Below are 24184 nucleotides of genomic sequence, written 5' to 3'. Positions count from 1 at the left end.
GGGGCGGCATCGTTGCGGCAGGGAATCAAAGCGTTCGCGGTGCGTTGCGAGGCGGGGAGCGCTTCATTGGGGCTCCATCCGCATCCGGCGCCGCGGCGAGATCGCCACGGCGCCGGTGTGTTGGTTCAGCTGGCGAGGATTAGTCGCAAGCCTTGACGCTGCCGGCCTTTACGCCCTGGCAAGCTTCAGCCTTGGAGATCCAGCCGGCGTCGATGACGACGTTCAGGTTGTCCTTGGTGATTGCCTGCGGCTTCAGGAAGATCGACTGCATCTTCACCTTCTTCGGGCCGCCATCGAAGGTGGTTACACCGTCGATCTTGTCCATGGTCTTGCCGCCAGCGAGGTCGAGCGCGATTTCTGCAGCGCGCTTGCCGAGTTCGCGGCTGTCCTTCCAGACGGAAACCGTCTGGGTGCCGAGCGCGATGCGGTTCAGAGCAGCCTTGTCGGCGTCCTGGCCGGACACCGGAACGGTGCCTGCCATGCCCTGTGCGTCGAGAGCAGCCACAGCGCCGCCGGCGGTGCCGTCGTTGGAAGCAACAACGGCGTCGACCTTGTTGTTGTTGGCGGTCAGGAACTGTTCCATGTTGCGCTGCGCGTTCTGCGGCAGCCAGCCGTCGGTGTAGGCTTCGCCGACGTTCTTGATCTTGCCCGCGTCAACAGCGGCCTTCAGGACTTCCATCTGGCCGGCGAACAGGAAGTCCGCGTTCGGGTCGGAAGAAGAGCCCTTGATGAAGACGTAGTTGCCTTCCGGCTTGACCTTGAACACGCCTTCAGCCTGCAGACGACCAACTTCCTTGTTGTCGAAGGTGATGTAGAAGGCAGCGGGGTTTTCGATCAGGCGGTCGTAGCCGACGACAGGAATGCCTTCAGCAGCAGCCTTTTCGATGGCCGGGCCGATTGCGTCACTGTCCTGAGCGAGAACGATGAGTGCGTTTGCGCCCTGCGAGATCAGCGATTCAACGTCGGTGAGCTGCTTTGCGGCAGACGATTGTGCATCAGCGGAAATGTACTTTGCGCCCTTGGCTTCGAGGGCCTTCTTGATGGCGGCTTCGTCAGTCTTCCAACGTTCTTCCTGGAAATTCGACCAGGAAACGCCGACGACGAGGTCGGCAGCCATTGCGGCGGTATGCACCGATACGAGGATGGCAGCACCTGCCATCAGCTTCAAAATTGACTTCATAATGTCCTCCCGAGTGGATTGCGGCCAGCCCCAGCCAGTGGTTCCTCCGGCCGCCGCGGTTCGCTGACGAGAAGGTTCAAATTATTTTCTCGACAGTCGAGAAATTTAGTGTCAGAGATTTTTTCAACTGTCAACACCGCACTACCAGCTTAATTTTCTGCGCGGAAAGGTTGCTGGAGATACGGTGTGAACGAGGGTGGAATGCGAGGGGGAGAGGGCCGGCATATATGCTGACCAAGTCGAGCACGGAGTTGGTCCGGCAGAGAAACAGCGTGCTCGTGCTGTCAGCGCTTCGCAGACACGGCGCGCTGGCGCATACCGAAATTGCGGATTTCACGAAGCTGTCCTCGGCGACCATTTCGGCCATTACCGCCGACCTGGAAAAGGCTGAGATCATTGAGAAATCTGAGCAGCAATCGGCTAGCGGGCGAGGGCGTCCGCGGGTGCTGTTTCGGCAACGGCGCGACTGCGGCTATCTTATCGTGGTGGTCATTTCATCGGATGGCGTGCAGTATTCGCTGGTCGATTACGCTGGCAAGCTGATCGACCGGTTCAGCGAGGAGCGGTCGCATGATCCGGCCGGTGCCGAGCGGTTTGTTGCCTCGGTCAAGGATGGGCTAGCACGCATTCTTTCGCGCTCGAAACTCCCGCAGGAGAAGGTGCTGTTGATCTCGATCAGCAGCAAGGGGCTGGTGCATGCCACCGATCCAGTGCTCGTGTGGTCGCCTATCTTCGGCGGCGATCAGATCGATTTCGAATCGGCTCTTCGGCCCGCCTGGCAAGCCAGGATCATCCTTGGCAACGAGACGCAACTTGTCGCAGCCGCGCTCGGCGCGCATGAGGAGAATACGAGGCCGGCCGAGTTTCGCTCGCTTGCCGCGCTGTCGCTCGGGCACAGCATCGGGCTCGGCATTGTCAGGCGCACCGGGCCGGGGGAGCGGGAAATCTCCGCCCCGAACTTCGGACATATGCTGCACATGGCGAATGGCGGTCTTTGTCGCTGCGGCAGCAGAGGGTGCATCGAGGCCTATGCCGGCTTCTATGCCATTCTGCGCATGGCCTTCGAGGTGCCGCTCGATACGATCCCGGCGAAGTTCGTGCCGGTTGCCGAGCTCGACAAGATTGCCGCGCAAGCCCGCCACGGGCATCGCATGTCGTCCTTCGCCTTCAGGCAAGCCGGCATCGCGCTTGGAAACGGGCTTTCGCGTCTGCTCAGCCTGACGGAACGTATGCCGATCGCGATCACAGGTCCGGGAACCCGCTACTATGACCTTCTGCGGCAGGGCATCGAAGAGGGGCTTGCCCAGGCGCATGTCGTGCGGATGGAGGGGATGCCGGAAATCCGCGTCGTGGCAGACGAGTCGATCCTCGTCTTCGAAGGGCACCTGGAAAGAGCGCTGTCGGTCATCGATCAGGAACTGGTCATGTCCGGCACGCAGGCAGGCGAATAGTCGTGCATCTCATGGCGCATCATCCTCATGAAACGAGAAATGGCCGGGCAGGGGCCCGGCCATTTCACAGTTGGCTTTCGGTCGGGAGAGGGCCGTCAGCCGATCTTGATGAGCTTGCCTTCCTTGACGGACTGAACTGCCGCGTCTGCGAGTGCGAGTGCTGCCAGGCCGTCGGCGCCGGAGGGCGAGATCTTGGCGCCCTTCTCGATGGCGGCGATGAAGCTTGCGATTTCGTTGGCATAGGCTTCGGTGTAGCGCGTCATGAAGAAGTCATGCAGCGGCGGACGGGTGTAGCCTTCCCCGTTGGCGACCTCGATGGAAACAGGGCGCTGGTTCTCGGCCGATACCATGCCCTTCGAGCCATGCACCTCGATGCGCTGGTCGTAGCCGTAGGTGGCGCGGCGGGAGTTGGAGATGATCGCCTGTTTGCCGGATTTCGTCTGCAGGATCACCGAAACGCTGTCGTAGTCGCCGGCTTCGCCGATCGCCTTGTCGACGAGAACGGCGGCCGTGGCGCTGACGGCAACCGGCTCTTCGCCGAGCAGGAAGCGGGCCATGTCGAAGTCGTGGATCGTCATGTCGCGGAAGATGCCGCCCGAACGCCTGATGTAGTCGACCGGCGGGGCGCCAGGATCACGCGAGGTAATCGTGACCATTTCAACGTCGCCGATTCGGCCGTCGTCGATCGCTTTGCGCACAGCCATGAAGTGCGGGTCGAAGCGGCGGTTGAAGCCGACCATCAACTTCGCCTTGGTCTCGTCGACGACCTTGATGCAGGCCCTGACGCGGTCGACGTCGAGATCAACCGGCTTTTCGCAGAAGATGGCCTTGCCGGCACGGGCGAAATGCTCGATGAGATCGGCATGCGTGTCGGTCGGGGTGCAGATGACGACAGCGTCGATATCCTTGGCAGCCTCGATCGCTTCGATCGTGCGGACCTCGCAGCCATAGGCGGATGCGATCGCTTCGGCCGCCTGCGGGAACGCGTCGGCAACGGCGACGAGCCTAGCGTTGGCATCGCCGCTGACGGCCTTTGCATGCACCTTGCCGATACGACCGGCGCCGAGAAGACCAAATCGGACTGTCATGAAAACCTCCCTTGGTTCGGAATGAATGAACCGAACTTAGCTTATTCTGGAATTTTCATTCCATTTAATAGGCGCGGCGTCAAGCCGTCGCTCTTTCACATTTGCAGAAACCACCCTAAAGACATTCGACAGGTTTACACATGGGAACAAGATGCAGCTGATCGATCCGAACCATCCCGCCTATCGTCCGGTCTGGGCGCGCATGCTGATCGTGGCAGTCTGTTTCGGCTGGGCGTTGGTGGAGGCCTTCAAAGGCGACCCCTTCTGGGCGGTGCTGGCAGGCGGTGCCGGTTGCTATTCCGTGTACATGCTGTTCTGGAGCTACAAGCCACCGGCCGCCGCAGAGCCGGAAGCGCCCGCCGCAGCGGAAGAACCTGCAGCACCGGAAACGCCTACCCCCAAGGACGCGGATTAATTGCCGTCAGCGGCTTAGTCGCCGTATCGCTTCGTCGATCAAAAGGTTCGCGATCGTCATCCGCGCTGACGCCTGTTCACGGAATTTCGGGTACACGCCGTCGGGGTGATTCGATTTTGCGAACGAGCGCCGCTTTTCGCCGAGACTCTGAACAGTGTCACGCGCCGAGATCGCGAGCTCGGCTGCGACCTCCTGCGGGGACGTCCGGGCGAGATGCTCGGGCATGGCTGGCTCCGGTTCGGGCTCCGGGGGAGGCGGGACGATCGGCGCCGGCTCGATCATCGCGGCTGTCTCCGGTTCGAGGTTATCCAGATAAGCTTGGCCAGGCTGGGCGGAGGCGACAGAAATGCCTTCCATGACGTCGAAAGCGAGGCCGGTCGGAAGCCCATGGATGCGGGGCGATACCGCTATCGCATCATCATCAAGGTCCTCATCCGCTTTCAGGCGGTCGAGCACGGACTGGAATACCGATTGGCCAAACAGCATCTGTGCGGCTCCTTTCAACGGGCGGCATTAGAACCGGTCAACATGGAGCAGAACTTGTCAGATGCCGCCGATCTTTTTGCTTTCAGCCAGAACCATGTCGTAGAGCAGTCTTGCGCTTGGCGGCAGGGCGCGCTCCCTGGCGGTGATCAGGCTGTAGGGCCGGACATTGATCTCGAAATCGATCGGCAGGATCCGGACGTCGGCCGCTCTCGATCGTTGCGCGGCGAGAAACTGGGCGACGTCTATGGCGATGGGCGCAATGGCATTCGTCTGGCAGATGATCGCACAGGTCAGCAGCAGCGACGACGTGTTGACGATGTTTTCGGGCAGCGGGACGCCATGGCCGATGAACAGATCCTCGACGGTTCTGCGCAGCAACGTACCGGGTGGCTGGAAAACCCAGTCGTACTGCGGCAGGTCCTCGAGGCTCGCCACCTTCTTCTTCAGAAGCGGGTGACCACTGCGGACAATGAGGCAGGCACGCTCGATGCCGATCTCCTGGACCTCGAAGAGCCGCGGATTGAGATCGTCCGGGATCCGGCTGATGATGAAATCGTGGCGGGCGGCGAGCAGTTCGCGGGCAAGCACATTGCTCGTCTCGACCTGTATGTTCACCTCAATGCCGGGGAACGCGCCCCGCACCTGTTTGATGGCCGGGACGACGAGGCTCATGGCCGGCGCCGTCACCGCTCCGATGAAGACCGAACCGCCTTTTCCGGTCTTCAGCTCGCCAATCTCGCGGCTTGCTTCGCGAAGCTCGAGCATGATCTTTCGGGCCCGTCTGGCAAGTGCCGCGCCGAAGGTCGTGAGGACCACTCCACGGGCGACTCGCTCATACAGAGAGGTCTTAAGAATCGTTTCCATTTCCGACAGCATGCGCGACGCAGCAGGCTGCGAAATGTTCAGCGCCTCGGCAGCCGCCGAAATTTGCCCGCTATCTTCGATTGCGACGATCATGCGCAGGTGATTCAGCTTAAGTCCCGACCTCAGAAGGCCGTCATCGCCAAAAATATCGGTCTGGATATCCACATGATCGACCGCTGAGGGGTCGGAATTAATCGCCATGGTTGCAGCCTCCCAACTGCGTTCCATTAAAAGTAATACTTTTTAACGATATACCAAATTTGTTATGCCTTTTGCCAGTTATTCTATTTGACAGTTATAGGAATCCATACCAGTTTGCCGCCGTGTGCTGGTTGGCACTCAACACGTGAGAGCGTGGAGGAGACCTACTTCGTTTCTCACCATATGAAGTATTATCCAAGACGAAACCTGCCACAGTTTCGGGGCGGGCGATTTTTCGTCCGCGCGTTTATTAACTAAGGGAGAGAGAGATATGAAAACCATTATCTCATTGATGGCAGCGGCGGCCTTCGGCGTCGCGTCGTTCGTTATGCCGGCTCTGGCTGCCGACAAGGGGACTGTCGGTATCGCCATGCCTACGAAGTCGTCCGCTCGCTGGATCGACGACGGCAACAACATCGTCAAGCAGCTCCAGGAAGCTGGCTACGCCACCGACCTGCAGTACGCTGACGACGACATTCCGAACCAGCTGTCTCAGATCGAGAACATGGTCACGAAGGGCGTCAAGGTTCTCGTCATCGCCGCAATCGACGGCACGACGCTTTCCGACGTTCTCCAGAAGGCCCACGACGCAGGCATCAAGGTCATCGCTTATGACCGTCTGATCCGTGACTCGGGCAACGTCGACTACTACGCGACGTTCGACAACTTCAAGGTCGGCGTTCTGCAGGCAACTTCCATCGTTGACGCCCTCGGCCTCAAGGATGGCAAGGGCCCGTTCAACATCGAGCTCTTCGGCGGTTCACCGGACGACAACAACGCCTTCTTCTTCTATGACGGCGCAATGTCCGTTCTGCAGCCTTACATCGACAGCGGCAAGCTCGTCGTAAAGTCCGGCCAGACCGGCATGGACAAGGTCGGTACGCTGCGTTGGGATCCGGCAACGGCCCAGGCTCGTATGGATAACCTGCTCTCGGCTAACTACACCGACGCGAAGGTCAATGCAGTTCTGTCGCCTTACGACGGTCTGTCCATCGGCATCATCTCGTCGCTGAAGGGCGTCGGCTATGGCTCTGGTGATCAGCCGCTTCCGGTCGTTTCCGGCCAGGACGCTGAAGTTCCTTCGGTCAAGTCGATCATCGCTGGCGAGCAGCACTCCACGATCTTCAAGGACACCCGTGACCTCGCAAAGGTTACCGTCGGCATGGTCAACGCTCTGATGGAAGGCAAGGAGCCTGAAGTCAACGACACCAAGACCTACGACAACGGCGTCAAGGTCGTTCCGTCCTACCTGCTGACCCCGGTTGCAGTAGACAAGACCAACTACGAGAAGATCCTCGTAGAAGGCGGCTACTACAAGGCTGACCAGCTGAAGTAATCGTACCAAGTTGGCCGGAACCCGCTGCTTGCGGGTTCCGGTCTTCACTTTTATGATCGCCGCGCCCCTTTTGGCTGCTGGCGCTGGATATTGACCATGGACAATACAATCCTCGAAATGCGGAACATCACCAAGACGTTCCCAGGCGTGAAGGCGCTTGAGAATGTGAACCTCAAGGTTCGAAAAGGTGAGATTCACGCATTGGTGGGTGAAAACGGGGCCGGGAAATCGACCCTGATGAAAGTTCTCTCCGGCGTTTACCCCGCCGGCACCTATGACGGCGAGATCGTTTATGAAGGTGACGTCCGCAACTTCAAGGTCCTGAAGGACTCCGAAGAGATCGGTATCGTCATCATCCACCAGGAGCTGGCGCTTGTGCCGCTTCTGTCGATCGCCGAAAACATTTTCCTCGGTAACGAAGTCGCCAAGAACGGCATCATTGCATGGCAGGAAGCCTTCAAGCGCACGAAGGAGCTGCTGAGCAAGGTCGGCCTGAAGGAATCGCCCGAAACGCTCGTCACTGATATCGGCGTCGGCAAGCAGCAGCTCGTCGAAATCGCCAAGGCACTGTCGAAGAGCGTGAAGCTGCTGATCCTCGATGAGCCGACTGCGTCGCTCAACGAAAAGGACTCCGATGCGCTGCTCGAACTCCTGATCGAGTTCCGCAACCAGGGCCTGACGTCGATTATCATCACGCACAAGCTCAACGAAGTGCGCAAGGTCGCCGACCAGATCACGGTCCTGCGCGACGGCATGACGGTGAAGACGCTCGACTGTCAAACCGAAGAGATCAGCGAAGACATCATCATCAAGAACATGGTGGGTCGCGAGCTGGCCGATCGTTATCCACCGCGCTCCGTGCCGATCGGCGAGACGATTCTCGAGGTGAAGAACTGGAACGCCTATCACCAGCATCACCGTGATCGCCAGGTTCTGCACGACATCAATATCAACGTCCGCAAGGGCGAAGTGGTCGGCATCGCCGGTCTGATGGGCGCGGGCCGCACCGAATTCGCGATGAGCGTGTTCGGCAAGTCCTACGGCCACAAGATCACCGGCGACGTGTCGATGCACGGCAAGTCCGTTGATGTCAGCACGGTCCGCAAGGCGATCGACTCCGGTCTCGCCTATGTGACCGAAGACCGAAAGCATCTTGGCCTCGTGCTGGGCGAGAACATCGTTCACAACACGACGCTTGCCAACCTTGCTGGCGTGTCCAGCGCCACGGTCATCGACACCATCAAGGAATCGAAGATTGCGTCGGATTATCGCTCGAAGCTGCGTATCCGCAGCTCCAGCATCTTCCAGGAAACGGTCAATCTCTCGGGCGGAAACCAGCAGAAGGTGGTTCTGTCCAAGTGGCTGTTCTCCGATCCCGACATCCTGATCCTCGACGAACCCACTCGCGGTATTGATGTCGGTGCAAAATACGAAATCTATACTATCATCAACCAGCTCGCCGCCGATGGAAAAGGCGTTCTGATGATCTCATCGGAAATGCCGGAACTGCTTGGCACGTGCGACCGCATCTACGTCATGAATGAAGGACGTATCGTTGCGGAACTGCCAAAGGGAGAGGCGAGCCAAGAAACCATCATGCGCGCTATCATGCGCTCAGGGGAGAAGAAACAATGACTCCGGTCAACCCTTCAGCCACCGAGGAAAGCAACGTCGTATCCGTTGCCGACTATATCCGCGCCAACATCCGCGAATACGGCATGCTCATCGCGCTCGTCGCGATCATGGTGTTCTTCCAGTTCTACACGGGCGGCATCCTGTTCAAGCCGGTCAACCTGACGAACCTGGTTCTGCAGAACTCCTTCATCGTCATCATGGCGCTCGGCATGCTGCTCGTCATCGTGGCCGGCCACATCGACCTTTCGGTCGGCTCCATCGTCGCCTTCGTCGGCGCGGTCGCGGCTATCATGACCGTCAATTGGCAGATGAACTTCGTGCTTGCGGGCATTCTCTGCCTGATCATCGGTGGTGCCATCGGCGCTGCGCAGGGTTACTGGATCGCGTACCACCGCATTCCGGCCTTCATCGTCACGCTCGCCGGCATGCTCGTCTTCCGCGGCCTGACGCTTTTTGTCCTCGGCGGCAAGAACATCGGTCCGTTCCCGAAGGATTTCCAGGTCATCTCCACCGGCTTCCTGCCGGGTGACATGATCGACGTCGCCGGCACCCCGCTGCATTCGACCTCGCTGGTGCTGACCGTGATCGGCACTGTCGTGCTCTTCTATCTCGCCTGGCGCCGCCGCAAGGTCAACGAGAGCCACGGCATCGATGTCGAGCCGATGAGCTTCTTCCTGGCACAGAACGGTATCCTGTCGGTCGCTATCCTGTTCCTCGGCTACCAGCTGTCGAGCTACAAGGGCCTGCCGAACGTTCTCGTCGTCATGCTCGTACTGATCGCAGCCTATGCCTTCGTGACGCGTCGCACCACGATCGGTCGCCGCATCTACGCCATGGGCGGCAATGAAAAGGCTACCAAGCTTTCGGGTATCAACACCGAGCGCCTGAGCTTCTTCACCTTCGTCAACATGGGCGTTCTGGCCGGTCTTGCCGGCATGATCATCGCGGCCCGCCTGAACTCGGCAACCCCGAAGGCCGGCGTCGGCTTCGAACTGGACGTTATCGCGGCCTGCTTCATCGGCGGTGCTTCGGCATCCGGCGGCGTTGGCAAGATCACCGGTGCCGTCATCGGCGCGTTCATCATGGGCGTGATGAACAACGGCATGTCGATCGTCGGTCTCGGCATCGACTTCCAGCAGATGGTCAAGGGCCTTGTGCTCCTCGCTGCCGTCTTCTTCGACGTCTACAACAAGAACAAGGGCTAAGCGCTTCGGCGCTGCCCACGCATTCGCAGTGAAATGAACTTGCACATCCGGCTCCTTCGGGAGCCGGAACGGCGGAGCATATTCCGCGCAATCGAAAGAAGGATGAAGACCGTGCTTATTTCGCAGATCAAGGGTTCGAACGGAGAGATCATCGTCGCCGTGCGCGAGCCGGGCGGTACCGCGAAAGCCGTCAAGAACGCCGCCAGCGTCTATGCGCTGGCAATGGAAGCAGCAAATGGCGGCAAGTCGCTGGTGTCAGTGATCGAAGCGCATGGCCTCGGCGATGCCGTCGATCTCGAAAAGGCTTACGCCGAAGGCCGCTTCCTGCCGCCGATGACGCATCCCGACGCGGCGCATCTGCACCTGACGGGCACGGGCCTGACGCATCTGGGTTCGGCGGCAACGCGCGACAGCATGCACAAGAAGACCTCCGAGGCCGCCGAGGAAACCCTCACGGACTCGATGAAGATGTTCAAGATGGGCCTTGAGAACGGCAAGCCGAAGGACGGCGAAAAGGGCGTTCAGCCCGAGTGGTTCTACAAGGGCAACGGCTATGGTTCAGCTGCTCCAGGCGCGCCGCTCGTTTCTCCGTCCTTCGCGCTCGATGGCGGCGAAGAGCCTGAAATGGCCGGGATCTACGTCATCGCTCAGGACGGCACGCCGTTCCGCATCGGCTTTGCGCTGTCGAACGAGTTTTCCGATCATGTTACCGAGCGGATCAACTACCTCTACCTCGCGCACTCCAAGCTGCGTCCGGCAAGCTTCGGCCCGGAAATCCGCATCGGTGCTGCGCCGAACGATATTCGCGGTACCTCGCGTATCAAGCGCGGCGACAAGGTGATCTTCGAGAAGCCATTCCTGTCCGGTGAAGCGAACATGTCGCACACCTTCGCGAACCTCGAATACCACCACTTCAAGTACGGCCTGTTCCGTGTGCCCGGCGACGTTCACGTCCACATGTTCGGCACGGCCACGCTTTCGTTTGCCGAAGGCATCAAGGCGGAAGAGGGCGATGTCTTCGAAATCGAAGTCGCCGAATTCGGTCTGCCGCTTCGCAATCCGCTGAAGATCGACGTTGAAGAAGAGATCGTCGTCAAGCAGCTCTGAGTTTCTGATGGCCGGGCGCATATGCGCGTCCGGCCATTCTTTCATAAGCGGTAGAGGAGGCTGTTTCAGCCCATGACCATTTATCAGAACCTGATTGGCGGCGAATGGATCGGCTCGGACGCGACCGAAAATATCAACCCGTCCGATACCAATGAAGTCGTCGGTCTCTATGCCGATGGCTCGGCTGAAGACACGAAGAACGCGATCGCCGCAGCCAAGGCAGCTTTTCCCGCATGGTCGCGCTCCGGCATCTGGGAACGCCACGTCATCCTGAAGAAGGCTGGCGACGAGATCATGGCGCGCAAGGACGAGCTCGGCGCGCTGCTGGCCCGCGAAGAGGGCAAGACCCTTCCCGAGGCGATCGGCGAAACCATTCGGGCCAGCCAGATTTTCGAATTCTTCGCGGGCGAAGCCCTGCGTCTCGCCGGCGAGGTCATCCCGTCGGTTCGCCCGAACATCGGCGTCGAAATCACCCGTGATCCGCTCGGTGTCATCGGCATCATCACACCCTGGAACTTCCCGATCGCCATTCCGGCCTGGAAGATCGCGCCGGCGCTCTGTTATGGCAACACCGTCGTCTTCAAGCCGGCGGAACTGGTTCCAGCCTGCTCGTGGGCGATCGTCGACATCCTGCACCGCGCGGGCCTGCCGAAGGGCGTGCTCAACCTCGTCATGGGCAAGGGCTCGGTCGTCGGTCAGGCCATGCTCGACAGCCCCGACGTATCGGGGATCACCTTTACCGGATCGACGGGCACCGGCCGGCGCGTTGCCGCTGCCTCGCTCGAGCATAACCGCAAGTTCCAGCTGGAGATGGGCGGCAAGAACCCGATGGTGGTCCTTGATGATGCCGATCTCGACGTTGCAGTCGAGGCCGCCGCCAACTCCGGCTTCTTCTCGACCGGCCAGCGTTGCACGGCCTCATCGCGCCTGATCGTCACCGAAGGCATCCACGACAAGTTCGTGGCGGCGCTGACGGCCAAGCTCGAGACCCTGGTGGTGGACAACGCCTTGAAGGCGGGAACCCATATCGGTCCCGTGGTCGACGAGAAGCAGCTGAAGACCGACACCGATTACATCGAGATCGGCAGACAAGAAGGCGCCAAGCTGGCCTTTGGCGGCGAGCTCATCAGCCGCGAGACGCCCGGCTTCTACCTGCAGCCGACGCTGTTTACCGAAGCGACCAACGAGATGCGAATTTCGCGCGAGGAGATCTTCGGACCTGTCGTCTCTCTTATCCGGGTCAAGGATTACGAAGAGGCGCTGGCGACGGCCAACGACACGCCGTTCGGCCTCTCCTCCGGCATTGCGACGACGAGCCTGAAGCACGCGACGCACTTCAAGCGCAATGCCGAGGCTGGCATGGTGATGGTCAACCTGCCGACGGCGGGTGTCGATTTCCACGTTCCGTTCGGCGGCCGCAAGGGCTCGTCCTACGGCCCGCGCGAGCAGGGCAAGTACGCCGCAGAATTCTATACAACTGTTAAAACCAGCTACACGCTGGCTTGACGACCAACTGGTGATCCGGGCCGTCACGAGGGCGGCTCGACATCCCTCAAAAGGCAGAAGAAAATGTTCAAGAAAGCGGAATGGCCGCGTAAACTTCGATCGCAGGAATGGTACGGCGGCACGAGCCGTGACGTGATCTATCACCGCGGCTGGATGAAGAACCAGGGACATCCGCACGACCTGTTCGACGGACGCCCCGTCATCGGTATCCTCAACACCTGGTCCGACATGACGCCGTGCAACGGCCATCTGCGCGAGCTCGCCGAGAAGGTGAAGGCGGGCGTGTGGGAAGCCGGCGGCTTCCCGATGGAAGTTCCGGTATTTTCGGCTTCTGAGAACACCTTCCGCCCCACGGCGATGATGTACCGCAACCTTGCGGCGCTCGCTGTCGAAGAAGCGATCCGCGGCCAGCCGATGGACGGCTGCGTGCTGATGGTCGGCTGCGACAAGACCACGCCGTCGCTGATCATGGGTGCTGCTTCCGTCGACCTGCCGTCGATCGTCGTCACCGGCGGCCCGATGTTGAACGGCTATTTCCGCGGCGAGCGTGTCGGTTCCGGCACGCACCTCTGGAAGTTCTCTGAAATGGTGAAGGCCGGCGAGATGACGCAGGCCGAGTTCCTCGAGGCAGAAGCCTCGATGAGCCGTTCGTCGGGCACCTGCAACACGATGGGCACCGCATCCACGATGGCGTCGATGGCCGAAGCGCTCGGCATGGCGCTGTCGGGCAATGCTGCGATCCCGGGCGTCGACAGCCGCCGCAAGGTCATGGCGCAGCTTACCGGTCGCCGCATCGTGCAGATGGTCAAGGACGACCTGAAGCCTTCCGACATCATGACCAAGCAGGCCTTCGAAAACGCCATCCGCACCAATGCGGCGATCGGCGGTTCGACCAACGCCGTCATCCACCTGCTCGCCATGGCTGGCCGCGTCGGAATCGACCTGACGCTCGACGACTGGGACCGTTGCGGCCGCGACGTGCCGACCATCGTCAACCTGATGCCGTCGGGCAAATACCTGATGGAAGAGTTCTTCTACGCCGGTGGTCTGCCTGTCGTGCTGAAGCGCCTCGGCGAAGCCGGCCTGTTGCACAAGGATGCGCTGACGGTGTCGGGCGAAACCATGTGGGACGAGGTCAAGGACGTCGTCAACTGGAACGAAGACGTCATCCTGCCGGCCGAAAAGGCCCTGACGCAGTCGGGCGGCATCGTCGTCCTGCGCGGCAACCTGGCGCCGAAGGGTGCAGTCCTGAAGCCGTCGGCAGCTTCGCCGCATCTCCTGACGCATCGCGGCCGCGCCGTGGTGTTCGAGGACATCGACGACTACAAGGCGAAGATCAACGACGACAATCTCGATATCGACGAGACCTGCGTCATGGTCATGAAGAACTGTGGTCCGAAGGGCTATCCAGGTATGGCCGAAGTCGGCAACATGGGTCTGCCGCCGAAGGTGCTCAAGAAAGGCATCACCGACATGGTGCGCATCTCCGACGCGCGCATGTCCGGCACGGCCTATGGCACCGTCGTTCTGCACACCTCGCCGGAAGCCGCTGTCGGCGGTCCGCTGGCGGTCATCAAGAACGGCGACATGATCGAGCTCGACGTGCCGAACCGCCGCCTGCATGTCGACATTTCCGACGAGGAAATGGCGCGCCGCCTGGCGGAATGGAAGCCGCAGCACGACCTGCCGACCTCCGGCTACGCCTGGCTGCACCAGCAGCACGTGCAGGGTGCCGACACAGGCGCCGACCTTGACTTCCTCAAGGGTTGCCGCGGCAACGCCGTGGGCAAGGACAGCCACTAAGCGTTCGGTTTCGATCGCGCGAATTGACGAGGAGGCGGGGCGAGAGCTCCGCCTTTTTGGTCTTGCTGGGCAGAGCGACGATTGGAGGTAGCGGATCGCGTGTGTGAGGAGATCCGAGCCATTGAGGTGAGTGCGAAGGATTCCGTCAGTTCTTCTTTCGGGGGGCCGGTTTCGCTCTGATACGCAGCAGCTGGCCGTCTGCCTGATCAAGTTCGAAGGCGTTCGTCTTGCGAACCAGGTCACTCAAGTTCTTGGAATTGTATGTCCGATAACTGAAACCGGAAGGCAGCCGGACAAGTCGAGTGCCGATGCCATTGAGAGCAACCCAGCCATCATCGCTGTCCATTTCGGTGATGACTTTCAGGATAATCGGTGTTGCTGCGCTCGGGGGGCGTAACGAGACTGCCAGCTGTGCGCCTGTGGCTGCGGTTGGTGTCGCAGGCGGATGCAGGTTCTCGATGTTGATGAATCGTCGACATGCATTTTGGAAACTCTCGGGTGTCTTCTTGTTGCCAAAGCCGAACACATCGGTCCCCTGTTCTCTGATCCGTAACGCAAGCCGGGTGAAATCGCTGTCGGAGGAGACGATGCAGAAGCCATCGAAGCGGCCGCTGTGGAGCAGATCCATCGCGTCGATGACAAGCGTGATGTCGGACGCGTTCTTGCCAACCGTGTAAGCAAATTGCTGTTGCGGGATGATGGCATGCCTTGCCAGCACGTCGGTCCAGCCCTTCGAACGAGCATTGGCGAAGTCGCCGTATATGCGGCGCACGCTCGCATGGCCGATCTTTGCGATCTCCTCGAACAGTCGGTCCGCGATCTTCGCCGGCGCGTTATCGGCATCGATCAGCACGGCAAGGCGCGGCAAGTGAATTTCTGGCATGCGCACTACCTTCTCTTTGAGAGACTGACGAAGGATGAGTGAACAGGGGATGGATCGCACTACCGCGATGATTCTATAGTTTATAAATCGCCTATAAATGGTGGCCGCGTGGTGACTTGGCTTATTCTCATCGGTATCGACCTGATGCTCGACGAGTGGGCGGTTGCGTCCAGAGCCTGATAAAAGGCTGAGATGCAGCTTCGGCTTCTTCGCTCGAGAAGCGATGCGATGGTCACCGCGGATGCCTGGATCGGACAGCGCAAATTGAAATGAGGGCACGGCTCGTTGTAAACCTTCAGATGCCTGGCGTGGAGGAGGTGCGGTATGGACCGGTTTACGGGTGGTTGTCTTTGCGGCGGCGTGCGATTTGTGGCGTCGGGGCAGCCCTATCGGGTCGGCATCTGCCACTGCCTTGATTGCCGCAAGCATCATGGGGCGCTTTTTCACGCGTCCGCGATATTCCCTGAGGAAGCCGTGACGATCGATGGCGAGACGCGTGATTACGCGGGGCGGTTCTTCTGCCCGCGCTGTGGCTCGCCCGTCTTCGGGCGGACAGGTGACGAGATCGAGGTGAACTTGGGATCGCTGGATGCGCCTGACCAGTTGGTGCCGACCTACGAACTCTGGACCGTCCGCCGCGAGGCGTGGCTGCCGCCGTTTCCGCTCAAGAGAGGATACGACCGCGATCGCGACGCGACGAGCCGCTTCGAGGACTAGGCAGCGCTCTGGCCGAAGCTAGGCGTTAACAGGCGCGGGCAGTCTTTCGACCGGCTCTGCTTCGGCGTCGAAAAGCGCGCGGATTGCCGACCACTTGCGCCGAAAGGCGGCGACGCAGGCGGGGTCGAAATGCGTTCCGCTGCAGGCAATGATTTCGTCATAGGCTTTTTGCGGTGACCACGCCGGCTTGTAGGGCCGGGCGGAGCAAAGTGCATCGAACACGTCGGCGACCGCAACGATCCGGGCCTCGATTGGAATTTCCTCGCCGCTCAGGCCCTGCGGATAGCCGCTTCCGTCCCATTTCTCGTGATGACCACCAATGATGGCGACGGCCACTCTCGATAGTTCGGCGGAACTGTTGCGCAGGATGCCGACACCGATCGGCACGTGCTGGCGCATCTGCTCGATCTCATCGGGGGTGAGCTTGCCGGGCTTCTGCAGAATGGCATCGGGTATGCCGATCTTGCCGATGTCGTGCAGGGGGGCGGCCAGATAGATGTTACGGCGCTGCAGCCTGTCCAGGCCAATGCCTTCCGCAATCAGTTCGGCAACAGTGGCAACGCGCTCGATATGGTCGCCGGTGTTGCCATCGCGCGAGGCCATGGCCTGCGCAAGGCACCAGATGATCTCCTGCTCGCGCATGTCGGCGCGCCTGCTGGCATTGCGAAAGGCGAGGTCGAGGCTTCGCGCCCGATCAGCAAGCTCGACCTGGGCGTTGCGCAAGGCCATGAGGTTGAGAATGCGCGCCTGCAGCTCGAGCGGGTCGAATGGTTTCGTCAGAAAATCGGTGGCGCCGGCATCAAGTGCCTCGAGACGCACGGAGCGTTCGGTCTGCGAGGTGATCATGACCATCGGGACGCTCTCGTAACCGGGCTGCATCCTGAGGCGTCGAATGAAATCGACACCGTTCAACCCGGGCATCATGTAATCGACCAGCACGAGGTCGAAATCGATATCGCGGCTGCGCTCCAGAGCGGCGAGGGGATCGCCGAAACTCTCGAGCTCATAGGCGGCAAAGCTGCGCACAGCGGTTTCCAGCGCCAGGCGGCTCGATCTGCTGTCGTCGACAATGAGGAGGGGCATGAAAAGGCCTGATGATATGTACAACGCAGATGGCCGGCTTCCCCCAAGAGCCAAGTCTCGATGACCCGATTGCGATCGAGCCTGAAATCATTTCCATCGAAACCGCCGCAGTCGCATGCAACTGCATTCGCCGTCGTCAACATCGGACGGCGAAATTAAGATCGCGTTATTTCGAAATAGAGGATTTTCTCTAGTGATGCGTGCGCGTGCAAATAAAACTGCTTTTTACGGTTGTTGTAAAAAGCCAAGAGTTTTCAGGGGCGCGGCCATCAGCTCTGGCTTTGCATCTGCCCCTGTTCCTCGACCTTTACGGTGACCGCCAGCTTTTCGCCGGGCGTACCGATGCGCATGCCGGAGACAGGGGCGGCGTCGCGATAGCAGAGACCCGTTGCCATCCTGACGTAACGGGCATCCGGGCAGATCTTGTTCGCGGGATCGAAGCCGACCCAGCCAAGTCCCGGAATGTGGGCCTCGCCCCATGCATGCGTTGCCGCCTGCTCGATCTTCTCTTCCATCATCAGGTAGCCGGAGACATAGCGGGCTGGAATGCCCATCGTCCGCGCCGCGGTGATGAAGATATGCGCGTGATCCTGGCAGACGCCGCTCTTCTTCTCCAGCGCCTGCTCGGCCGTCGTTTCCGTGTCGCTGGTACCCGGGCGGTATTCGACCGTTTCGTGGATCGCGGCCATCAGCGCATGCATGCGCGCCAAATCGTTGTCGCCCGTGATCCCCTTGATCAGCTCTCGGACAAGCTTGCCCGGCTTGGTGCGGGGCGTATCGCGCAAGAACAGCCAGAGCGGGCAGAAACCGGTGTGCTGTCCGATGACGCCGTTGCGGTCTTCGGTTTCGACTTCTCCCTCGGCAACGATGCGCGTCACCCGCTGTTCGCCTTCGAGCGAGACGAGATTGATGTGGTTTCCAAACTGGTCGTCGTACTCCACCTCCGGCTTGGCCCCTTCGACATGAAGCGCCCAGTCATGGACGGATTGCCCGGCAATCGTCGGCGGTGTCAGACGCAGCCGCTGCAGCGAAAAGGCGGCTGGCTCGTCGTAGCGGTATTCGGTGACATGGCTAATCTTCAGTCTCATCTCATGACCCGCTCATACGTAGAATCGATAACCGTCGGAAATTTCCATGCCGAGCTGGTTGTTGCGCGTAACGAAATCCTCGAGGAATTCGTGCAGGCCCTGATCCATCACATCCTTGATCGCGCTGGTCTTCAGCGTCTTGTGAATGGCATCCGCCGTATCGTGAGCCGGCAGACGCATGCCGTAATCCTTGGCGAGATAGCCGAGTTCGCTGACGATCTTCTCGTAGCAATAGGCAAGCGAACGCGGCATCTGGCCATTCAGGATGAGGAAGTCGGCGATGTTCGTCGCGCGATACTCGCCGTCATAGGCCCAGCTGTAGGAGCGGTGCGCAGAGACCGAACGCAGGATCGATTCCCACTGCACGTTGTCGATCGAGGTGCCGACCGCCGAGACCGCCGGTAGCAGGACATAGTATTTCACGTCGAGGATGCGGCTCGTGTTGTCCGCGCGCTCGATGAAGGTGCCGATTCGGGCGAAGTTGTAGAGCTCGTTGCGCAGCATAGAGCCGTGGAATGCCCCGCGGATCACGCCGACGCGATGCTTGATGACGTCGATCGCCTCGGGCAGTTCCGAGGCCTTCAACCGCTTGGACAGGAGTGCCTTGAGCTCGATCCAGAGCTCATTGGTCGCTTCCCATGTTTCGCGGGTGAGGGCCGTTCGCACCATGCGGGCGTTGTTGCGACCGAAATCGGCGCAGGAGAGCACGCTCGACGGGTTCGAGCGATCCCTGAGCAGGTAGTCGATCGCATCGGCGCCTGTCAGCTTGCCGCGGCCCTCGTCGTAGGCTTCCCGGACGCCGGCGCTTTGAAGCACGCCGTCCCAATCGTCATCTCCTGCACCGCTTCGGGTGAGCGACATGCGCAGGCCGACATCTATGAGGCGCGCGATGTTTTCGGCACGTTCGATATAACGGAACATCCAGTAGAGTCCGTTTGCAGTTCTTCCGAGCATCAGTCCTCCAATACCCAGGTATCTTTTGTACCGCCGCCCTGGCTGGAGTTGACCACCAGCGAGCCTTGCTTCAACGCCACGCGGGTCAGTCCGCCCGGAATGATCTGCACCTTGTCGGATACGAGAACGTAGGGGCGAAGGTCGACGTGGCGGGGCGCGATCCCCTTGTTGACGAGGATCGGGACGGTCGAGAGCGAGAGGGTGGGCTGGGCGATATAGTTGTTCGGCCGCGCCTTCAGCTTTTCCGCGAATTCGGCACGTTCCTTCTTGGAGGCCGTCGGGCCGACCAACATGCCGTAGCCGCCGGAGCCGTGGACTTCCTTGACGACCAGTTCTTCAAGGTGTTCCACCACGTATTTCAGGCTGGAAGCCTCCGAACAGCGCCATGTCGGCACATTTTCAAGAAGCGCCTTACGGCCGGTATAGAACTCAACGATTTCAGGCATGTAGGAATAGATTGCCTTGTCGTCGCAGATGCCGGTACCCGGCGCGTTGGCGATGGTGATATTGCCCGAACGGTAGACGTCCATGATCCCGGGAATGCCGAGCGCTGAATCGGCGCGGAATGTCAGCGGGTCCAGGAAGTCGTCGTCGACACGGCGATAGAGAACGTCGATCGCCTCGTAGCCGCGGGTCGTGCGCATCTTCACCTTGCCGTCGATGACGCGCAGGTCCGAACCTTCGACCAGCTCGACGCCCATGGTGTCGGCAAGGAAGGAGTGCTCGTAATAGGCCGAATTGTAGATGCCGGGGGTCAGCACGGCGACGCGCGGCTTGCCCTTGCATCCGGGCGGCGCCAGCGATGCCAGGCTTTGGCGCAGGAGATAGGGATAATCCTCGACCCGCTGCACCTTGTTTTCGTGGAACAGCTCGGGGAACATCTGCATCATGGTTTCCCGGTTTTCCAGCATGTAGCTGACACCGGACGGGGTGCGGGCATTGTCTTCCAGCACGTAGAACTGATCTTCGCCGGTGCGCACGATGTCGGTGCCGACGATGTGGGTGTAGACGCCGCCCGGCGGGCGAAAGCCAATCATCTCCGGCAGGAACGTCGAGTTCCGCTCGATCAACTCGCGCGGGATGCGACCGGCGCGGATGATTTCCTGCTTGTGATAGATGTCGTCGAGGAAGGCGTTGAGGGCGATGACCCGCTGTTCGATGCCCTGGGCGAGTTTGCGCCATTCGCGGGCGGAAATGATGCGGGGGATGATATCGAAGGGGATGAGTTTTTCGGAGGAGTCTGCGTGTCCGTAGACCGCGAAGGTAATGCCGGTTTTCCGGAAGATGTTTTCCGCGTCGCGGGACTTGGCAATCAGGTGCGCTCGATCTTGGCTATTGTACCACTCAAAGTATTTCTCGTATGGCTGACGCGAACTTTCGTCCCCGATGATCATTTCATCAAATGCCAAAGGTGTGGCTCCCCTTTTTTCTTCATTTGAATACAACGCAAATAGCAATGCAAGAACCATGCTCAGTTCGAAGGCGAGATTCGTAAAATCCTTCCGCATGGCCAAAAGAGCCAAAAAACTGGGCATTCATCGAGATCTGGCGTGAAGGTAACATTCGTCAATCGCCGCCATTCGCCCAAAATGTGAGCATATGCTTGTTTTTGCTTCTCGTTTCGATTCAATTTCGCGCTGCCGCTATTTTCCGTGCACCACGCGAGCATCAGTGAAACTTCAGGTAAGCATCAACTCTTCGCCTTTGACGAAGCGCCCGCCGTCCGGCTATGAGCGCGCCAGCCGTGTTCCAGAGGTAGTCCGTGTTGCTCGATCGTTTTGCGCCCGCCATTTTTGTCCTGTTGTGGTCGACCGGCTGGGTCGTCGCCAAGTATGCGGCAATTCACTCCGAGCCGTTCACCTTCCTGGCGATACGCTACAGCTTGTCTGCGCTGGCGTTTCTCGGGCTGTGTGCTGCAATGCGGGCGTCATGGCCGGGAAGGGCGCTTGCCCTACGGGCGATTTACTCCGGCTTCTTTCTTCATGGTTTCTATCTTGCCGGCCTCTGGTGGGCGATCGCGAATGGCGTTCCGGCCGGAATATCGGGGATCATCGCCGCACTTCAGCCGTTGCTGACGGCGATGGCCGCGCCGTTCCTGATCGGCGAGCGATTGCAGCCGACGCAGAAGCTCGGTCTGCTGCTTGGCTTTCTCGGCATTGCGATTGCCATATCGCCGAAGCTGCTTGATCCCGCAACGGCCAACCTGGCGCATGCCATCGTACCGCTGGCGATCAACCTCATCGCCATGTGCTCGGTGACCTACGGAACGCTTTACCAGAAGAAGCATCTGCAGACGGGAAACCTGCAGACGATCGCGACGCTTCAGTATGTCGGGGCGCTGATCGTCACCGTGCCTCTGATGCTGTCCTTCGAACACATGCACTTTGACGGATCGCGACAGGCGATCGCGGCGCTGATCTGGTCGGTTTTCGGGTTGTCGATGGGTGGCGTCGGGCTACTGCTCTATCTCATTCGCCGTGGCCAGGTGTCGCGCGCGGCTTCGCTGATCTACCTCATGCCGCCGACAGTTGCGATCGAGGCCTTCATTGCCTTTGGCGAGCCTCTGACGGTGCCGCTGGTCCTGGGAACGGTCATCGTCGTCACAGGCGTCTATCTCACGAACCGAAAAGCCGCGGCACCGCTGCTGGCGCGGGAACAGGCGCAATAAAAAACGGCGGGATTTCTCCCGCCGTCGATTGTCTGCCAGTGCTGTCGCTTATGCGCGTTCGCGGCGCTGGCCGCCGTTACCGCCGCGCGAAGGGCCACCGCGACGGTTGCCGCCGTTGCCTTCGCGGCGTTCGCCACGCTCGCCGCCGCCATTCGCATGTGCGCCGCGGTCTTCGCCGTGCTTGCGGGCAGGGCGACCGTGGGCGTTGCGCGCGCCGCCGCCGGGATGATGGCGATTTGCGTCGCCGTTGCCGTGGTTGCCATGCTGTGGGCGCTGTTGCTTGCGGGCTGCGCCTGCGCCACGGAAATCCGACGTCGTTGCCAGATCGTTATCCGGACCTGCCGTCATCGGTGTAGCCTCGCCACGGCGCTGGCCGCGGAAGTCTTCGTTGCGCTGGGTCTGGCGTTCCGGACGCGGACGACGCTCGCGGCGCTCCTCGTTGTTGGCGCGGACTTCGTCACCGGCTTCGGGGCGTGCACGACGCTCCGGACGGCGGGCACGGGCATCGCCGCGACCTTCGCCACCACGACCTTCACCGCCACGACCCTGGCCCTGGCCACGGTGGCCATTGCCGCTGCCGCGCTTCGGCGCCGCGTTCATGTTGGCAGGCGCTTCGCCGCTGGCAACCGCGATCGAGATGTTCATCAGGCGCTCGATATCGCGCAGCAGACGGGTCTCGTCCGGTGCGCAGAAAGCGATCGCGATGCCGTCGCGACCGGCGCGGGCGGTACGGCCGATACGGTGAACGTAGGCGTCGGGCACTTCAGGCAGATCGTAGTTGTAGACGTGGCTGACAGCCGGGATGTCGATGCCGCGCGCCGCGACGTCGGTCGCGATCAACGTCTTGATATCGCCGTCCTTGAAGGCCTTCAGCGCGCGCTCGCGCTGACCCTGGCTCTTGTTGCCGTGGATCGAGGCGACGGAATAGCCGACGTGCTCGAGATGCTTCATCAGCTTCTCGGCGCCGTGCTTGGTGCGCAGGAAGACGATGGCGCGGCCATCGGGGTTCTCGGAGAGCGACTTCTTCAGAAGATCGGTCTTGTCGTTCTTGCCGTTGACGAAGTGAACATACTGCTCGACCTTGTCGGCGGCCTTGCCCGGAGGCGTCACTTCAACCTTGACCGGATCGGTCAGGAAGTCGGCGGCCAGATCGGCGATCGCCTTCGGCATGGTGGCGGAGAAGAGCATCGTCTGGCGACGCTTCGGCACCATCTTGGAGATCTTGCGCAGATCATGCACGAAGCCGAGGTCCAGCATCTGGTCGGCCTCGTCGAGCACGAGGTAGCGCACGGCGGTCAGGCCGATGGCGCGACGGGCAACGAGATCGAGCAGGCGTCCGGGGGTGGCGACCAGGATGTCGGTGCCCTTTTCAAGCTGCAGTTGCTGCTTGTTGATCGACACGCCGCCGACGACGACGTTGATGCGCAGATGCGACTTGCGCAGGAAGTTCTTCAGGTTCTGGGCGATCTGGTTCACCAGTTCGCGGGTCGGCGCCAGGATCAGCGTACGGGTCGTACGGTTGTCGGGGCGGCGTTCTTCCGGGATCAGCTTTTCGATGAGCGGCAGGCCGAAGGCGGCCGTCTTGCCGGTGCCGGTCTGGGCGAGGCCGATCAGGTCGCGGCCTTCGAGAAGAAGCGGGATCGCCTTTTCCTGGATGGGGGTCGGCGTTTCGATGCCGAGCTGGAACAGTGTGGCGACGATCGGCTTGGAGACACCAAGCGATTCAAAATTGGTCAAGTCATAACCTTTTTAGGGCGCGCCAAAACAATATCGCCGGAATGCAGCATGCGATCCGGTTTTACTCTGGCGTCAAGAACCCCGCGTGAAGTGGGAACTTGTCTTGTTGGAAAAAGCTTTCCAGCGCTTCTGCCGCGTCTTGGGATGCGGTCTATTCGAAATGCGCTTTTGCCCTTCTTCCTGCATCCTATTTGCTGGCAGGGGCACGCTCACGCGGCGGCCGGAAGGTGAAAGCTGGCCTGCATTTGGTCTAGTTCGGCTGGAATGTCAAGGGGAACACCCGATAAAGGCGCCAGAGCGCCGCCTGGCAAGCGGCGCTGCGAGCGAGGTTCAGGCTCAATAGGGGCAGACCCTGACCCTGTAGCTATCTCCCCAACTGCCGCGCCGCCATTCGGTGTGGCAGCGACGATAGGAGTTATAGTAGTAGGGCCGGTACTGTGAACGGTAGACCGGGTAGCCGCCGTAGTAGCCGGTGTAGGGCCGGTAGGCCCGATAGGGATAAGCATAACGATAGCCGTAGGCATACGGATAGCCGTAGCCGTCGGGATATCCATAGGTGTAGGGATAGGGACGGACGGCCTGCGAGAGCAGCACGCCGCCAACAGCGCCTGCCGCAACGCCGCCCCAGAAGTCATCGTGGGCAGCTGACGGTGCCGAGGTCACGATCGATGTGCCGGTCAAAGTCAACGCCATCAGGCCCGCCGCCATGCTTTTATGAAGTACGGACACGTTCGTCTCCTTTCGTGGACGAGGCTTGTTCTTCACGCCGCCAGCAGA

General features: G+C 60.5%; 21 protein-coding genes. 10 read left to right on the top strand and 11 right to left on the bottom strand.

Annotated elements, in window-relative coordinates; genetic code table 11:
• Positions 1–139 precede the first annotated feature (139 nt).
• Positions 140–1180, bottom strand: a complete 1041-nt coding sequence (xylF, locus tag QTL94_RS20355; protein ID WP_065690824.1) for a D-xylose ABC transporter substrate-binding protein — start codon at positions 1178–1180, stop codon at positions 140–142.
• A 227-nt stretch (positions 1181–1407) separates the two neighbouring features.
• Here xylF and QTL94_RS20350 point away from each other — a divergent pair, with 227 nt between their 5' ends.
• The gene (locus QTL94_RS20350) at positions 1408–2631 is read left to right on the top strand and encodes an ROK family transcriptional regulator (RefSeq protein ID WP_289803055.1); all 1224 of its coding nucleotides are present in this window, start codon (positions 1408–1410) and stop codon (positions 2629–2631) included.
• A 95-nt stretch (positions 2632–2726) separates the two neighbouring features.
• On the opposite strand, the gene iolG is transcribed toward QTL94_RS20350, so the two are convergent.
• Entirely contained in the window at positions 2727–3719 is a 993-nt protein-coding gene (iolG, locus tag QTL94_RS20345) for an inositol 2-dehydrogenase (RefSeq protein WP_289803054.1), read from the bottom strand.
• Between the two features lie 151 nt (positions 3720–3870).
• Here iolG and QTL94_RS20340 point away from each other — a divergent pair, with 151 nt between their 5' ends.
• A complete protein-coding gene (locus QTL94_RS20340) occupies positions 3871–4134 on the top strand; it encodes a hypothetical protein (protein ID WP_289803053.1) in 264 nt (87 codons plus the stop codon).
• Between the two features lie 6 nt (positions 4135–4140).
• Here QTL94_RS20340 and QTL94_RS20335 read toward each other — a convergent pair whose 3' ends face one another.
• Entirely contained in the window at positions 4141–4620 is a 480-nt protein-coding gene (locus QTL94_RS20335; protein ID WP_289803052.1) for a hypothetical protein, read from the bottom strand.
• 57 nt (positions 4621–4677) lie between these two features.
• A complete protein-coding gene (locus QTL94_RS20330) occupies positions 4678–5685 on the bottom strand; it encodes a LysR family transcriptional regulator (protein ID WP_289803051.1) in 1008 nt (335 codons plus the stop codon).
• A 271-nt stretch (positions 5686–5956) separates the two neighbouring features.
• Between QTL94_RS20330 and chvE the strand changes: the two genes are divergently transcribed.
• The 6 genes from chvE to araD all read left to right on the top strand — a co-directional run bounded on the left by chvE (position 5957) and on the right by araD (position 14277).
• Positions 5957–7021, top strand: coding sequence for a multiple monosaccharide ABC transporter substrate-binding protein (gene chvE, locus QTL94_RS20325; protein ID WP_113522636.1), 1065 nt, complete (start codon positions 5957–5959; stop codon positions 7019–7021).
• Between the two features lie 96 nt (positions 7022–7117).
• Entirely contained in the window at positions 7118–8656 is a 1539-nt protein-coding gene (gene mmsA, locus QTL94_RS20320; RefSeq protein WP_113522635.1) for a multiple monosaccharide ABC transporter ATP-binding protein, read from the top strand.
• Positions 8653–9861 carry a multiple monosaccharide ABC transporter permease gene (gene mmsB, locus QTL94_RS20315; RefSeq protein WP_289803050.1) on the top strand — a complete coding sequence of 403 codons (1209 nt, stop codon included), beginning with the start codon at positions 8653–8655 and terminating at the stop codon, positions 9859–9861. Before mmsA ends, mmsB begins: the two co-directional genes overlap by 4 nt.
• A gap of 111 nt (positions 9862–9972) precedes the next feature.
• On the top strand, positions 9973–10968 hold the full coding sequence (gene araD1, locus QTL94_RS20310) for an AraD1 family protein (protein WP_289803061.1): 996 nt from the start codon (positions 9973–9975) through the stop codon (positions 10966–10968).
• 72 nt (positions 10969–11040) lie between these two features.
• Entirely contained in the window at positions 11041–12474 is a 1434-nt protein-coding gene (locus QTL94_RS20305; protein WP_289803049.1) for an aldehyde dehydrogenase family protein, read from the top strand.
• A gap of 63 nt (positions 12475–12537) precedes the next feature.
• Positions 12538–14277 (top strand): L-arabinonate dehydratase, encoded by a 1740-nt coding sequence (gene araD / locus QTL94_RS20300; RefSeq protein WP_113522631.1) that lies wholly within the window; start codon positions 12538–12540, stop codon positions 14275–14277.
• A gap of 145 nt (positions 14278–14422) precedes the next feature.
• On the opposite strand, the gene QTL94_RS20295 is transcribed toward araD, so the two are convergent.
• Positions 14423–15160 (bottom strand): NYN domain-containing protein, encoded by a 738-nt coding sequence (locus QTL94_RS20295; protein WP_289803060.1) that lies wholly within the window; start codon positions 15158–15160, stop codon positions 14423–14425.
• 324 nt (positions 15161–15484) lie between these two features.
• On the opposite strand from QTL94_RS20295, the gene QTL94_RS20290 reads away from it, so the two are divergent.
• Positions 15485–15877: a GFA family protein gene (locus QTL94_RS20290; protein ID WP_289803048.1), complete on the top strand. Its 393-nt coding sequence runs from the start codon at positions 15485–15487 to the stop codon at positions 15875–15877.
• Positions 15878–15895: 18 nt separating this feature from the next.
• Here the strand turns inward: QTL94_RS20290 and QTL94_RS20285 are convergent, their stop codons facing one another.
• From QTL94_RS20285 to QTL94_RS20270, 4 genes are all read right to left on the bottom strand, one after another.
• The gene (locus QTL94_RS20285; protein ID WP_289803047.1) at positions 15896–16960 is read right to left on the bottom strand and encodes an HD-GYP domain-containing protein; all 1065 of its coding nucleotides are present in this window, start codon (positions 16958–16960) and stop codon (positions 15896–15898) included.
• 269 nt (positions 16961–17229) lie between these two features.
• Positions 17230–18048: a transglutaminase family protein gene (locus tag QTL94_RS20280; RefSeq protein WP_289803046.1), complete on the bottom strand. Its 819-nt coding sequence runs from the start codon at positions 18046–18048 to the stop codon at positions 17230–17232.
• 12 nt (positions 18049–18060) lie between these two features.
• Entirely contained in the window at positions 18061–19002 is a 942-nt protein-coding gene (locus QTL94_RS20275) for an alpha-E domain-containing protein (RefSeq protein ID WP_065690840.1), read from the bottom strand.
• Entirely contained in the window at positions 19002–20411 is a 1410-nt protein-coding gene (locus tag QTL94_RS20270; protein ID WP_289803045.1) for a circularly permuted type 2 ATP-grasp protein, read from the bottom strand. Before QTL94_RS20270 ends, QTL94_RS20275 begins: the two co-directional genes overlap by 1 nt.
• Before the next feature lie 353 nt (positions 20412–20764).
• Between QTL94_RS20270 and QTL94_RS20265 the strand changes: the two genes are divergently transcribed.
• The gene (locus tag QTL94_RS20265) at positions 20765–21670 is read left to right on the top strand and encodes a DMT family transporter (protein ID WP_289803044.1); all 906 of its coding nucleotides are present in this window, start codon (positions 20765–20767) and stop codon (positions 21668–21670) included.
• 48 nt (positions 21671–21718) lie between these two features.
• Here QTL94_RS20265 and QTL94_RS20260 read toward each other — a convergent pair whose 3' ends face one another.
• Together QTL94_RS20260 and QTL94_RS20255 are read right to left on the bottom strand one after the other, a co-directional pair.
• Entirely contained in the window at positions 21719–23407 is a 1689-nt protein-coding gene (locus QTL94_RS20260) for a DEAD/DEAH box helicase (protein ID WP_289803043.1), read from the bottom strand.
• Between the two features lie 336 nt (positions 23408–23743).
• Positions 23744–24136: a hypothetical protein gene (locus QTL94_RS20255; protein ID WP_289803042.1), complete on the bottom strand. Its 393-nt coding sequence runs from the start codon at positions 24134–24136 to the stop codon at positions 23744–23746.
• Positions 24137–24184 lie beyond the last annotated feature (48 nt).

Origin of the sequence: Rhizobium sp. S96 (assembly GCF_030382195.1) — a bacterium.
Classification (GTDB): Bacteria; Pseudomonadota; Alphaproteobacteria; order Rhizobiales; family Rhizobiaceae; genus Rhizobium.
This window is presented reverse-complemented; position numbering and strand designations above follow the sequence as displayed.